General features: G+C 64.1%; 8 protein-coding genes and 2 pseudogenes. 8 read left to right on the top strand and 2 right to left on the bottom strand.

Going from position 1 to position 14,086, the window contains the following annotated elements; genetic code table 11:
• The first annotated feature begins 377 nt into the window (after positions 1 to 377).
• The 5 genes from CA951_RS32155 (at position 378) to CA951_RS32135 (ending at position 5,591) form a co-directional block, all read left to right on the top strand.
• A complete protein-coding gene (locus tag CA951_RS32155; RefSeq protein ID WP_087560705.1) occupies positions 378 to 1,424 on the top strand; it encodes a porin PorA family protein in 1,047 nt (348 codons plus the stop codon).
• Positions 1,425 to 1,572: 148 nt separating this feature from the next.
• Positions 1,573 to 1,998 carry a hypothetical protein gene (locus CA951_RS32150; protein ID WP_087560704.1) on the top strand — a complete coding sequence of 142 codons (426 nt, stop codon included), beginning with the start codon at positions 1,573 to 1,575 and terminating at the stop codon, positions 1,996 to 1,998.
• A 106-nt stretch (positions 1,999 to 2,104) separates the two neighbouring features.
• Positions 2,105 to 2,482: an antibiotic biosynthesis monooxygenase gene (locus CA951_RS32145; protein ID WP_087560703.1), complete on the top strand. Its 378-nt coding sequence runs from the start codon at positions 2,105 to 2,107 to the stop codon at positions 2,480 to 2,482.
• Positions 2,483 to 2,589: 107 nt separating this feature from the next.
• Positions 2,590 to 5,193 (top strand): ATP-binding protein, encoded by a 2,604-nt coding sequence (locus CA951_RS32140; RefSeq protein ID WP_143543136.1) that lies wholly within the window; start codon positions 2,590 to 2,592, stop codon positions 5,191 to 5,193.
• Positions 5,190 to 5,591 carry a roadblock/LC7 domain-containing protein gene (locus CA951_RS32135; protein WP_087560701.1) on the top strand — a complete coding sequence of 134 codons (402 nt, stop codon included), beginning with the start codon at positions 5,190 to 5,192 and terminating at the stop codon, positions 5,589 to 5,591. Before CA951_RS32140 ends, CA951_RS32135 begins: the two co-directional genes overlap by 4 nt.
• A 330-nt stretch (positions 5,592 to 5,921) precedes the next feature.
• Here CA951_RS32135 and CA951_RS32130 read toward each other — a convergent pair whose 3' ends face one another.
• Together CA951_RS32130 and CA951_RS32125 are read right to left on the bottom strand one after the other, a co-directional pair.
• Positions 5,922 to 9,389: a serine/threonine-protein kinase gene (locus tag CA951_RS32130; RefSeq protein WP_256974175.1), complete on the bottom strand. Its 3,468-nt coding sequence runs from the start codon at positions 9,387 to 9,389 to the stop codon at positions 5,922 to 5,924.
• A gap of 244 nt (positions 9,390 to 9,633) precedes the next feature.
• Positions 9,634 to 10,334, bottom strand: a pseudogene (locus tag CA951_RS32125) (transposase); the annotation flags it as partial.
• A 1,114-nt stretch (positions 10,335 to 11,448) separates the two neighbouring features.
• On the opposite strand from CA951_RS32125, the pseudogene CA951_RS32110 reads away from it, so the two are divergent.
• The 3 genes and pseudogenes from CA951_RS32110 to CA951_RS32100 form a co-directional block, all read left to right on the top strand.
• A pseudogene (locus CA951_RS32110) lies at positions 11,449 to 11,829 on the top strand (aldehyde dehydrogenase family protein); the annotation flags it as partial.
• A gap of 32 nt (positions 11,830 to 11,861) precedes the next feature.
• Positions 11,862 to 12,830 carry a Glu/Leu/Phe/Val dehydrogenase dimerization domain-containing protein gene (locus CA951_RS32105; RefSeq protein ID WP_256974174.1) on the top strand — a complete coding sequence of 323 codons (969 nt, stop codon included), beginning with the start codon at positions 11,862 to 11,864 and terminating at the stop codon, positions 12,828 to 12,830.
• A gap of 31 nt (positions 12,831 to 12,861) precedes the next feature.
• On the top strand, positions 12,862 to 14,028 hold the full coding sequence (locus CA951_RS32100; RefSeq protein ID WP_087560699.1) for an FAD-binding oxidoreductase: 1,167 nt from the start codon (positions 12,862 to 12,864) through the stop codon (positions 14,026 to 14,028).
• Positions 14,029 to 14,086: the final 58 nt, after the last annotated feature.

The raw sequence follows: 14,086 nt of genomic DNA, 5'->3' as shown, positions 1-14,086 counted from the left end.
CGTTGCGGGCTCAGGACAAGCTGGGTTCGATCCTGCGGGACATCCGGACGATGTCGGTGCACTCGTTCCTGCTGCACTCGACGAACGCGGAACTGTATGGGCGGATCCTCGCGGGCAACGAACCCGACGTCCCCTTCATCTGAGCACGGGCGGCCGGCGAAGTCGGGTCACCGCATCGGCCAAGCCCTGGCTGCTCGAGTCTTGGCCGATGCGCACCCCATCGCTGGCACGACCAACGACGACACTCAATCAAGATCGTCGATTGTCGTTGAGGCTCCGAACACGGAACCTCGACGGAAACCAAAACGCCGGCCCGCTAGCACCATCGCGTCGCTCGCCGGCGAACTCGCAAGAATCTCGCACTAGGAACGATTCCCATGTCAGTACCACGATCAACAAAACTCACTCTAGTAATTGGTGTTCTGCTTGTCCTGCTCGCGGTAGGGCTGAGATTCTTCCTCGTGCCGGCAGCATCGAAGCTGCCCGATGATCTCGATGTCACGCTCCGATACGAAGGCACCGGGACAATGCTCAATCCTTCGGCGCTACAGTCCGGCGACCTCGCAAACGTCGTAGCGACCAACGTTCCAGTAGCCGTCAACCGACACGTCTATGTGTCGAGTGTGGACGGGAACACGGCAATCACACACGACGATCTGACCGTCGAAGCGCCCGGAGGAGTGTCGATGCCCTCCCCTCACACCTACGCGATCGACCGCACGACCATGGAATCTGCGCCGGCCCCGGACAGAGTCGACGTGGAGCCGCACACCGGTCTCACAGTGGGGTGGCCGATGAATCCGGATCAGGGCGCAAGTTACTCGTTGTACGATTTCGCGACCAGGACGACCGCGCCCATGACGTTCGCCGGCGAAGGTTCCGTGGCCGACCGAGATGTGCTCAACTACACGGTCGATGTCGCCGGTCCATTGGCCGATCCCAATATTCTTCAGGCTCTCCCGCCCGCCATGCCGAAGGCGCAACTCGCCTCGCTCGCTCCGCTTCTGCCGGCGGATCTGCAAGCGAAGTTGGGTGCCGCAGCCGGTTCACTGCCCGATCCAGTACCGTTCAACTACACCGCGACGAGCAAGCTGGCGCTGTCCACCGACAGGACCCTCGGAACACCTGCCGACGGATCCCTGAGCCTGCAAGTGACCGCCAATGTCGTGATCGGTGGCGAGAACGTCAACGTCATGCCGGTTCTGGCGCTCGACACCCAGCTTTCCGACCAGTCGATAGCGAACGCCGCATCCACCGCGTCCACGGTGGGGAAGTTGCTCACACTGATGGGGATTGTCGCCCCCATAGGATTTGCAGCGCTCGGCGTGATCCTCATCCTGGCCGGGCTGATTCGGCTCCGCAAGCATCCCTCGAGGACGGAGTCGACGCCCCACCGTGATCGCGAGCACTCAGGAGCTCGTTGAACACCCGCATCAAATCACCACGACGGCAACGCTCCGCCGCGATTGTCAGTCGGCGGCTCGTCGGCACACGCAACCGGCGTGAGTCACCTGGCCGCTCCACCCATCACGCTCCACATAATTCACCAGCCGACCGAAAGCGTTCGAATACATGCCTCGTATCGATACCTCCCACATGCCGACCCGGATCGCGACGGGCGCCTTCATCCTCAGCGCCGGTCTCGGAAAGTGGTCGGGGAACAAAGAGATGGCTGCAGGTGTGCACGGATTGGCCGCGGGGACCTATCCGGTTCTCAACCGCCTCGAGGCACCCAAGTTCCTCAAAGTCCTCGCCGGTGCCGAGATCGCCCTCGGTTCGGCCCTGCTCACCCCTGTCGTCCCGGCCGCTGTTGCCGGTGCGGCGCTCACAGGCTTCGCCACTGGCCTCCTCGGCTTGTACATTCGAACCCCGGGCATGCGAACCGGGATTCGCCCCACAGCTGACGGAACCGCAATGGCCCAGAACATCTGGCTGCTCGGCATCGGTGCCGAACTCTGCAAGGCCGGATTCCGCAGGCGCCGCTCACTCCCCAACTAACCCATCGATGTGCGAGGCATCGCGTGGAACGTATCCGGAACGCTCGGCCGCACAGCACATATGGATGCCGACTCACACACTGGACCGCGCAGGAAAGAGTACCTTCATGATCTTTGAGCACGCCCACGTCACCGTGGCGGTCGATCGCCAATCCGACTTCGAGCGCGCGTTCGCAGGTGTGAAGAAGCACCTCGTGGCTGCCAACGGAGGCAAGACCGCGGAACTCGTTCGCAGCGTCGACACCGACGGCCTGTACCTGATGCGCGTCGGCTGGGATTCCGTCGAGCAGCATGTGGCGTTCAGTGCGTCGCCGGATGCGCAGAAAGTGGTGAACGCGTTGGCCGGCTTCTTCGTCGCCACTCCACAGGTCGCCCATTTCGAAGGGCTAGGTATCGCAACACGGCTGCGGAACCTCATGCAGGTCACCGCAGTCGGCATCGCGAACCAAGTACGCGCTCGACAGGGCAGCAAGACCCCGGTCTGACGAAGGAAGTGCCGACGAGACCGCACCGCGCTGCGGCTTTGCGGATCCGCGAACAGGTGACTCGGACCGCACCGGGGAATCCCAGTCGGGTACCACCAAGGAGAGTCGTGGTCGATACCAGATTCCCACCGCGTACTGCGGTCGTGTCGCTTTCCTCGTGGCCGCTGCGATGGAAGCTGGCCGTAGTTCTCGTTGTTCCCTTGGTGGTGGCGGTATCACTAGGTGTCCTACGCGTCCAGGATCGCCTTCGTGAGTCGGCCGACTTCGCCGTAGTGGCCAACCGGGTACGAATGATCCCAGCGCTCATCGAGCTCGACACCGGCGCGGCCGTGGTGGCGGGCACTCTGGCGCAGCGCACCGTCACCGCGAACCTGATCGATAACCTGGATGCCACCATCCGCACTGTCGAATCACTGGATCCCGTGACGGTGCTCACCGATGACGCTGCGCATTCGGTACTCGACGCGCTGTCCGGCGCACATGCGCTGAGCGCCCAGGCCCAGCGTGGGCCGACTGCCGTGGAGACGCTCACCGAACAACTCGATGCCATCCGCAACGCACTCGGGACTTCGGTACGTGCGATCATGGAACCGATCGCCGATCGCGATGTGGCCGCCTATGCCAGAGGCGTGGAAGGACTGTGGTCGGCGCAGAAGATGCTCTCGCCGGAGGGGCTGGCGGTAGTCGCCGCAACACCGATGATCGCGAGCGAGTCGGACAGGACATTTGCATCCGCCATGGGGGAGCTGCGAGCCCACCTGCGCACCGAGAATGTCCTCCTCGACCAGGCCGTCCAGCTGCCGTTGGTCGACGGAACGGCCGTTGCGGCGCTGCAACAGCAGGTCGCTAATCGTGTCGAGCTACTGACGAGGCTCGACGCACCTGGAAACGCCGCGCAAGTCCTGGAAGATCTGAAGCTGTCGCTGTTCACCAGTATCGATCAGTATGGGGCGGCCGTCTCCGCCGCGTCGGCTGCCCTCAGCGACGCCGTCACGGCCAAGTCCAGCACCCAACGCAGCGGCGCTTGGCGCGACACCGCCGTGGTGATGGGACTGTTGGTCACCGCCGTAGCACTGGCTGTGGTGGTCGCTCGCTCGCTGTTGTCCCCCCTGCGTCGATTGCGGCGGGATGCGCTCGAAATTGCCAACACCCGGCTTCCGGAAGCAGTGGCGCGTCTGAAAACCGAGAGCATCACTGAGGCGCCCGATGTCGAGCCGATTAACGTGCACACTACCGAAGAGATCGGTCAGGTCGCCCGCGCGATCGACGACATCCACAGCCAAGCCGTGCGTTTGGCGCGAGAGCAAGCTCATCTACGGATGCAAATGACACGGGTCTTCGAAACCCTCGCCCGGCGGAGCCGCTCACTGATCGACACACAACTGGATCTGATCGATCAACTCGAGTTCGAAGAACGCGACCCCACGCGACTCGACAATCTGTTCCGTCTCGATCACCTCGCCGCACGTATGCGGAGACACGGGGACAATCTGTTGATTCTTGCCGGGAACCGTGACCGGCGCACGCGTCAGTCCTCGTTGTCACTGACCGACGCGGTTGGCGCAGCAGTCTCAGAGGTCGAGGAATATCGGCGTGTACAGGTACGTTCCGTCCCGGATGTCGCAGTGACCGGCGTGTCCGGTGCCGACCTGGTGCGGATCGTTGCCGAGCTGGTCGACAACGCCCTACGATTCTCTTCACCCGACACAGCCGTCACCGTCCGCTGCATCCGTACCCCTGAAGGTGGTCTGTTGATCGAGGTGGCCGACCTCGGAGTCGGGATGTCACCAGTCGACGTCGCCGCGGTGAACGACCGGCTCGCCGGCACCTTCGAGGTCAGTGCAGACACGGCCCGCCGTATGGGACTGTTCGTCGTCGGCACGCTCGCTACCCGGCACGGGATGACCGTCGCCTTCCGCGCGACCGAGGACATGTCACGCAACGCAGGGATCACCGTCACCGTGACCATTCCTGGTTCCCTGCTCGTCGCGGTAGTGGACCGGGATAGCCGCGCCGCTGCAACGTCTTTCACCCGCAAGAGGCGTGGCCAGGGGTTGCGGCCCGCTGAACAGGTACCCGTATCATCGACCGAACCGGAAGCGCCTGACGCAAGTCCAATTGAGCCCGCGAATGGGGCGCCCGCGGTCGATTTCGGCACCGCGAGCCGTGATGACTCGGATCACCCGCGGCTTCCGCATCGCACGCCCGGTGCATCGATTAGCATCGACCGCAAGCCAATCCGTGCGGCCACGGTGGGTGACACCGGTGAACAGGAAGCCGCCCCGCGGCACCGTCTCGACCCATCACGGACCGCCGCGTTCTTCGAGTCCCGCGCCTTCGGCGAGGACAGTTCCACGCGTCCGAACGGACCGCCGCCGATCTTCGCGAGTATCGCGCCTGCATGGCTGACCGACCCCACCACCTGGGACAATCTCGAGTGGGTGTCGAGCGCAGACGAGGGGTGGTCGGCAGCTCAACGTGCCGTCGACTCCACTGCGGAAGCCGCAACCAGTGGCCTGCCACAGCGGATTCCCGGTCGCCGACTCGTGCCCGGCAGCGTCGATGTCGTCGGGCCCAATCCGTCCCGGCTCCGCACACCCGCCGCTATTCGTGAGAACCTCGCCCGTCACCAGGCCGGCGTCAGGGAGGGCAGGGCTGGGTGTCATGGCGACGTCGGCCTGGCATTCGAAGCGCAGAAAGGGCTCATATGACAACTCGGGGCACGCTGGACTGGTTGGTTTCGAACTTTGCCCATGACGTACCACGGGTCACTCACGCCGTTCTCGTGTCCGCCGACGGACTTCTGATGGCTGCCAGCGCTCGTCTCCCGATCGAACGCGCGGAGCAACTCGCGGCTGTGACAGCGGGTCTTGCCAGTCTGTCCGTCGGTGTTTCCACCCTGTTCGAGGGAGGCACGGTGCTGCAATCGGTCGTCGAGATGCAGCACGGCTATCTGCTGTTGATGAGCGTGTGTGACGGCACCCATCTCGCCGCTCTGACCACCGCGGATTGCGACCTCGGACAGGTCGGTTATGAGATGGCTGTCCTGGTCGAGCGCGTCGGATCAGAAATTCAGGCGCTGCCGCGAACGTCGGTGATACCCGGTTGAGCAGCGCGAATCTTCGTCGCGGTCGATGCCGTAGCTTGAGAGACAAAGTCGGGTACGGTTCGCGCATAGTTCCAATGTGTTCTGATTACCTGACGGGATGCCAGCCATTACGCATCCGTGCACGGCTGCACTCCTCGACACCACCAAATACGCTTTCACTTCGCTGACGCGCCAGCGCTGCGAGAGCGTCGTACGACATCAGCGGGAGTATTCGATGTATCTCCGGTACCTTCGTACCTGCCGATGGCCACTGCGTGTGATCAGCACATCCTGTTGGGTGGCTCCCCGGTGAGCCAGTCCCGCTGGAACGCGCACGAGGAAACATTCAGTTCACGAGGTGGTCGACGGAGCCGAAGGGGACCGGAGGCTCAGAAGGCGATCGAGGAAATCGGACATCGCGGGATTCATCTTGTGAGTGTCGCTGATGTGTTGCACAAGTGCGCAAACGGCTGGACCCGCATCGAGGATCGGCAGAAGTAGTCCAGACTGAGCACATCGCTCGAGCAATGGAAGCAGCGTGTGTTCTACCTGCGAGCGCGGGCGGAGTGTTGCCTGGCATTCGGCCAGCAAGAGACGGGCATAGAGGGAGGCTCGAGGTCTCCGGCCGGCGTCGATCGACTCGGCGAGGTGGCGAGCTCGAGAGCAGGCTTGCTTCGCGGACCGATTAGCACCGGCGGCGAGTAGGAGCCGAATGGACGACTCCTCGATGATCTCAGCTGTGATTCGACTGATGCCGCTCGATTCTGCGTGCCCGAGCCGGTCGGGAAGGGCGGTGGGAGGGTCGATATGCGCTGGTTTGAGGCCGGTGCGGATGCGCTCATTGGTGATGTGCGCTTTCAGTCGCGGCAGCTTCAGCCTGACCGCGAGTCGTTCTCCCTCCTGCAGACGCTCCTCTGCCTCGTCGCGCCGGCCCAGCCGGAACTTCAGACGGGCTCCCACGGCGTAGGTGGCGACCAAGAAGTCGACCGTTCCGCCCTGGGTACCAAGAGCGTAGCTCTGATCGAGACGGCGTTCGGCTTCGTCCAACTGCCCTTGTTCGTAGAGAAGGTCTCCCAAAAGCGCTGCGGTGAGCCGCGAACCGTAGGAAAGATCGTCGCCGGGGCTCGTTGACAGATCCACCGCATGGCGGAGGCTGACCTCAGCGCCTGCCAGGTCGAGCTGCTCCCTCGACGCCAGCCCGTCCAGGCAGTAACCGTAGACGACGCTGAACGGTCCGGCCGCCCGGTGTTGGTGCGGGCGAGCCCATTGCTGCCAGCGTCTGGCTTCGTCGAAGTCAAAGCGACAGATCGATCGGAACGTGGCGGCATCTGCCGTCCCACATAACACCCACGGGCGGAGTCTGTGGGCCCGAGCCATGCAGGCGTCGATCGCCTCATCGACACCGTTGAGCCGATCGTCGATGATACTGATGGCGGCCCAGACCAGAGAGGCTTCCGCTCGAGTGTCGGCGTCCTCGTCGGCAGAACGCGAAGGCAGTGCCGCCTCGACGTGACCGAGCGCTTCGACCGCAGCTTCCCGGTCGTGCAGGAGTGCGTGAGCCCAGGCCAGTGCCAGCTGCAGGCGAGGATGAGTAACGGCAGTGGCAGGAAGCTTTGCAGCGAGGCCGAGCAGTGTGCTCATCTGTGACTGTTCGAGCAACAGCAGCGCTTCACTTTCGACTGCGGCGATCGCATCGTCATGGTCACCGGCGGCGAGGAGGTGGCTGACCGCCGGGCTGAGCATGTGTTGATTCCCGAACCACCGAGATGCGTGTCGGTGCAATTCCTTTAGTTGTGCAGGTTCGTTGCGTTCGAGACGACGACGCAGGTGTTCGGCGAACAGGTGATGATAGCGGAACCATTGTCCCTCTTCATCGAGACGCGTCAAGAACAAATCCCGTTCTTCGATGTCCTCGAGCACCGTTTGAGTGTGCTGATGTCCGGTCAATGCAGTAGCCAGCGATGCACAGATCCGTTCGGTGACCGACGTGGACAGAAGGAAGTCGAGCAATGCGGGGTCGAGACTGTCGAGGACGTTCTCGGTGAGATACTCGCCGATGGCACGATGTCGGCCGGACAAGCGGTGGATGGCAGCCTGTGGATCGCGGTGTTCGCGCAGCGAAAGCGATGCAAGCTGAAGCGCGGCGACCCAACCGTCTGTTGATTCCTTCAGTTCGGCGAGAGCTGTCTCCTCCAGTTGGAGACCGGCAGTCTCCGTGAGAAGTTCGCGGGACTCGTCGAGGTCGAACCGTAGTGCGACCGTGTCGATCTCGATCAGCTCCTTGTGTACTCGCATAGAGCTCAAAGGCAGTCCTTGCCTGGTGCGACTAGTTACCACAAGCTGCAGATGGTGGCATCCGTGCTCGAGCAGGAATCGAGCGACGGCGCGGCTCGCCGGGGCCGTGACACGGTGCCAGTCATCGAGCACTACGGCAATCTCATGGCCCGCTGAATGGGTTCGATTGATCAGAGTCGTGAGAACGAAGCGCTCGGCGCCACCTCCATGCCCTTCGAGAGCCCGGGTCAGTTCCGCTCCGAGACCGGGAAGAGGTAGGGCGATGGCCTCGGTGAGGTGCGCAAGAAACCAGGCGGGAGTGTTGTCGTCGTCGTCGAGCGAGAGCCACGCTGTTTTTCGCCCCGTACCTTCGAGGGCCCTGAGGTACTGGGCGGCCAAGGTGGTCTTGCCGTATCCGGCGGGTCCATGAATCAGGATGAGCCGCGCGCTTGTGTCACTGCGGAATCGGTCGAGTAGCCGAGTTCGCTGGACCGTGGGGTGAGCCGGGGACGGCGGGCGGTACTTCGTGTCCACCGTAGGTGGCCGAGGGAGCTGACTGTCGAATGCTGTCTGATCGGAGTGAAGGTAGGTTGTCCGCCCGGGTTCACGTTCGGGCGACAGAGCGACAGGTTCATCGTCCCATGCCACAGGCAGGGGGACGTCGGGGACGACGTACCCGAGGTCCGTGCCGACACGGCGGAGAGCCTCGCCCATCGCTGCGGCCGTATCAGGGCGAATGGTCGGATTTCGGGTCATCGCCTGTTCGACTATCGCCCGAACGCTGTCTGGGACGTTGCGATCCCCGATGTCGGGTATCGGTTCCGTGCTGATCCGTAACAGTTGTGACAACAGCTCCTCGCCGGGGCGGCGGGCAAAGGCCGGACGGCCCGCCAAGGTGGTGAACAAGGTGGCGCCAAGACTGTAGATGTCCGAGGCAACCGTCGGCGGCTGTCCGTGAAGCAGCTCCGGGGCGGTGTATGCAGGAGAACCGACCACGATGTTTCGAGTGGTGTCCTGCTGCTCAGACAGCCTGGCGATCCCGAAATCGGTGAGCTGCGGTTCGCCGTATTCGGACATCAGAATATTCGCCGGTTTGATATCTCGGTGTAGCACTCCTGCACGGTGTGCTGCCTCTAACGCTCCGGCCATCTTGATGCCGATGTCGAGCGCCTCGGCGATCGTGCGTGGTCCTTTCCGGTTGATCCAGGCCTCGAGCGAGTCTCGGCGGTGAAAGGGCATTACGAGGTAGGGACGTCCGGTGCGGGTAACACCCACTTCGAACACCTGGACGATATTTGGATGCCCCGAAAGCCTGCCCATCACCTGCTGCTCACGAAGGAACGCCGCGCGATCGCCTGCTTGATGGTCTGCAATCATCACCTTGATCGCCACCACTCGTTCGAGAGCGGGCTGGCGACAGCGGTAGATGACGCCAAATCCCCCCCGGCCGACCACACAGATGTCGTCGAAGCCCTCCGCGGCCAGCTCGTTCGCAATCTCCTCCTGGCCCGGGGTTCCGGGAGTGGTGGCGACACCGTCAGGCACCGGGCACCTCACCGACCCGTATGCGGGGTAGGGCAGCGGAGGAGTCCGGAGCGCGTCCGTTCGCGGGCCTGCGACAGCCATCCCTACGTCTACTCATTGCACACCTCAGGTCGTCATCCGATTCTAAACCGCGCCGGTACCCCAGCGACGACAAAGAACACCTTCCACGACGACGGTGGGGGGGTGTCCCAATCGCTCCCGTCAAGCCGCTGAGGGGAAGTGGCGCACAGGAACGGGGTGCGTCCAAGATGTTGTTGCAGGAGCGGGCGGGGTGCTCACCCGGATCGGTAAGCCCGATTTGCGGGTGAGAAGGTGCGATGCCGGCGTAGGCCGTCAGGTGGGCGGCGGAGGTCGTCGCCGACCTTGATCACGACGCGGGCTGCCACCGAAGAAACCGATGCCGGGCATCGAGGTCAGGACTCGAGAAAGAGGGTGGTCATCGAGGGCGCTCTCCACGTCCTCGGCGACCGATTTCTGCTGTTGGAGAGTCTCTTTGGTTCCGGCAAGTTTGGGAAGGATCGTCTCGGCGGCCTGGGTGCCAGGGACCACCACGGTCTGCTCGTCGAGGGCGGTGAGGATCTTGTCGACAAGTCGGGGGCCCATGCGGGACGCGTGCTTGACTGCGATCGCGGTGAGTTTGCGCTTGCCTGCCTTCCGAATACCGGCTGGTCCGCTGCAGCGGGAGAGGGATCCCTGGGGACCGTCGATGGGTGATGTGGGGTCCGAGGACCCGTTCGGGGCCGGATGGATTCCAGTGAGCAGTCCTCGGATGCGGTTGCTCACGCGGGTGGCCTCGCCGGCGAGGGCCTCGTCGCCGGCGAAAGACGCGGCGCAGGGCGTGCGGCATGGTGCGGGCGGCGAAAGGCGATGAAGAATGCGTCTCGGGCATCGGTTTCCCTGTCCGGGGAAGAGGTCGGCGATGCGAGGCGTCGCTTCTCCGTCAATGGGTGGACTACGAGATCGATCTGAAGGGTAAGCACGCCAGCAAGTTTCACAAACAGGTCGACTTTTTCGTCGAACACGCCACCCGGGTCTGTGGCCGCAGGCGCCGCTCGGGCGGTCCCGTCGCCGCGGGCACCCTGGTGCGCAGGCGCAGCAACTCCAAGGAGATCCGCTCCGCGCCTGGGCGGCCGAGCAGGGCTATGAAGTCTCGTCACGCCGCCGCATTCTCACCGAGGTGGAGCAGGTGTTCCAGGATGCCCACTGACACCCTCATCCACCTGCGGAGATTGACATGTCTCCATCGCGGCGGAGCTGAGGAGGTGTTGTACAGATCCGCCTCTTCCCGGCGATACACACCGAGGAGGTGGTGGTCATGCTCAGCTCGGTCCTACTGGTTCCCTGAATTCGCGGGCGCCTTGAACGCAGCAGCTTTGTGGGATTCCCTGCCTATCAACTAAGTCGGAGGTGACGGTGATTCCGATCCCGCCGTACGGGTTGGGAGGCAGCGCGAAGGTATGGACACCTTGGCTGGTGCCCATCGTTCTCGGACCGGCCGGTGCAGCGCCACCCGGGGCCAATCGCAACCCGTTGAGAAGCGGTGCGACACGCAGAACGTTGTTAAGACCAGCTCGCAGCATCATTCCGTCAGAACGAATATCTGCTCGCCCCAGATCATATCGTCCTCACCGAAGGCACCTCATTGCGGTTGAGTGAGGCCACTGCCGGACGCGGGTGATGCCCCTGACCTGACCCCTTCGAGGGAGATCCGCTGTCCGCACACAGGGAGATCCGCTGTCCGCCCACAGCGACGCCTTCGTGTCCCTTGACACCGGTCACCGGCCGCGCCGGGGTTACCTGGCCTTCATGTCACCGAGAGTGGGGTTCGGCTGACCGCGCAAATCAGCGCTCTCGCAAACTACCCGATCGCGATCGCAAGACTTGCTCGCCAAGATTCGTCGCTGCGCGTGGACGCGGCGGTCGCTGAAAGGCAGGAAGGGGGCGCCTGCGCAGGGTGGACGTAGTGCCGGACCAGGGATCGTGGGCTGGGACTCCGCGGATGACGCGGAACAGATGATTGAGCTGAAACGGCCGTCGATCGTCGTGATGGTGTTACTTAGCGATCGTGCGGATGCCGACCCAGAGCGAGATCGTCAAGGACGAAACCTTCGCACCGATCCTCTACGTCCTGACCTACGACACGTTCGAGGAGGCGATCGCTCTGCACAACGACGTCCCACAGGGTCTGTCGTCGTCGATCTTCACCACCGACCAGCGTGAGGCCGAGCGGTTCATCGCCGCCGACGGTTCGGACTGCGGCATCGTCAACGTCAACATCGGCACGTCCGGCGCCGAGATCGGCGGCGCATTCGGTGGGGAGAAGACCACCGGCGGCGGCCGCGAATCCGGCTCCGACGCGTGGCGCGCCTACATGCGCCGCGCCACGAACACCGTCAACTACTCCCGCGAGCCCCTGGCTCAGGGCGTCAACTTCGCCTGAAATCCCTTCGAATCGTACGAGGAGCACCGACGATGTTCGAACTAATCGACGAATGGGGCCCGGAGAAGGTGGTGTGTGTCTCCAACGCACGCACCGGCATGCGCGGCGTTCTGGTCATCGACAACACCGCCCGCGGAATGGGTAAGGGCGGCACCCGCATGTCCACCACCGTCAGTGTCGGCGAGGTCGCCAGGCTGGCCCGGAACATGACCTGGAAGTGGGCCGGGGTCGACCTCGTCTACGGCGGCGCCAAGGCCGGGATCTGGGCCGACCCGCACGCCGAGTCGAAGGAAGCGGTCCTGCGGGCGTTCGCGCGGGCCCTGCGCAACGAGGTTCCCGAGGAGTACGTCTTCGGGCTCGACGTCGGACTGACCGAGAAGGACGCCGCGATCATGCTCGACGAGGTCGGTGGTCGCGGTGGCGCCGTCGGCACTCCACACGCGCTCGGCGGACTCCCGTACGACCAACTCGGGGTCACCGGCCACGGAGTCGCGGAGTTGGCCGACGCCGCCGCACAGGCGATCGGCCTGTCCACCGGTTCACTGAGCGTGTCCATCCAGGGCTTCGGAGCGGTCGGAGCGGCGAGCGGGAAACGGCTCGCCGAACTGGGCGCCACCGTCGTCGCCGTCTCGACGTCGCGGGGTGGCATCCACAACTCGGACGGCCTCGACGTCGCTACCCTGCTCGACCTGCGCGAACGATACGGTGACGGTCTGGTTGACGAGTACTCCGACGCCAAACCGCTCGCCGCCGGGGAAGAACTCTCGGTGACGGCGGACATCGTGATCCCGGCCGCATTGCAGGACGTCATCGACGCCGATCTCGCCCGGACATTGCCCGCTGCGCGCCAGCACCATCGACACGCTGGAAGCGTCGAAGGCTCAGGGGCGGACCACCCACGAGGTGGCGCGCAGCACCGCCCAGGACCGCGTGCGCGAAGCCATGGTGTTGCGTGGACGGGCTCCGCGGAACGCAGCGTTCTAGAAGACGGTCCGGCATAACATAATCACTCTTCAGGAAAGAAGAAGCGACATGAGCAAGGAACTCCCCGAGCAGGCGTCCGTCGTCGTGATCGGCGGCGGCGTCATCGGCGCCAGTATCGCGTTCCACCTCGCCGAATCCGGGGTCTCCGATGTCGTCCTCCTGGAAAAGGACGAGTTGGCCTGCGGCTCGACCTGTAAGGCCGCCGGCGGTGTCCGTGCGTCGTTCAGCAACGAGGCCAACATTGCGATCGGTCTGCGGGGCCTCGAGGTGTATTCGCGGTTCGCCCAGGACTACGGTCAGGAGATCGACTTCGGCCGCGACGGCTACCTCTACCTCCTCTCGGACCAGACCAACGTCGACATCTTCACCGAAAGCGTGGCGCTGCAGAACCGGCACGGTGTTCCAAGCCGGATGATCACGCCCGACGAGGCGAAGAAGATCTCGCCGCTCATCAGTACCGACGGACTCCTCGCCGCCTCCTGGTCCCCCGAGGACGGCAAGGCCACCCCGGAATCGGTGGTGATGGGGTACGCCGCGGCCGCCCGTCGCCACGGTGCCCGCATCATCCGGCACTGCGCGGCCACCGACATCGAGAGCACGGGCGGCACCATCACCGCCGTGGTCACCGAACACGGACGTATCGCGACGCGCACCGTGGTCTGCGCCGCCGGGGCGTGGTCGGCGGAGATCGGCACCATGGTCGGGGTGAACATCCCCGTGGTCCCCATCCGCCGGCAGATCGCGTTCACCGAGCCGCTTTCCGAGCTGCCCGACTTCTCGCCGTCGCTGACCATCGACTTTCCCTCGAACTTCTATTTCCATCCCGAAGGCAAAGGTCTGTTGCTGGGCTGGTCCGACCCGAACGAGCCCGAGGGATTCAACCTCAGGTTCGAACTCGAGGACTGGCTGATGGGTCTCGGCGCGATCGCGGAGACCCGGGTGCCGGCGGTTCTGGACTACGGCATCAGCACCGGCTGGGCCGGACTGTACGAGGTCACTCCCGATCGTAACCAGATCATCGACCGATCCACCGAGGTGGAGGGCCTGCTCATCGCCACCGGTTACTCCGGCCACGGCTTCCTGATGGGACCGGCGACCGGTGAGATCGTGCGCGACCTCTACCACGGCAGGGAGCCGGGCTACGACATCAGTTCGTTCACCCTCGGCCGCTTCGCGCAGACCGGTATCGGCGCAGGCGAGACGAACATCGTCTGACCGGACCCACCAAAGGGACAGTGGTTGTACCCCTCGAGGAAGACTGGGACCCGACCTG

This window comes from Rhodococcus sp. NCIMB 12038 (assembly GCF_002165735.1).
Classification (GTDB): Bacteria; Actinomycetota; Actinomycetes; order Mycobacteriales; family Mycobacteriaceae; genus Rhodococcus_F.
The sequence above is the reverse complement of the archived record's forward strand: the minus strand, read 5'-3'. Positions and strand labels throughout refer to the sequence as shown.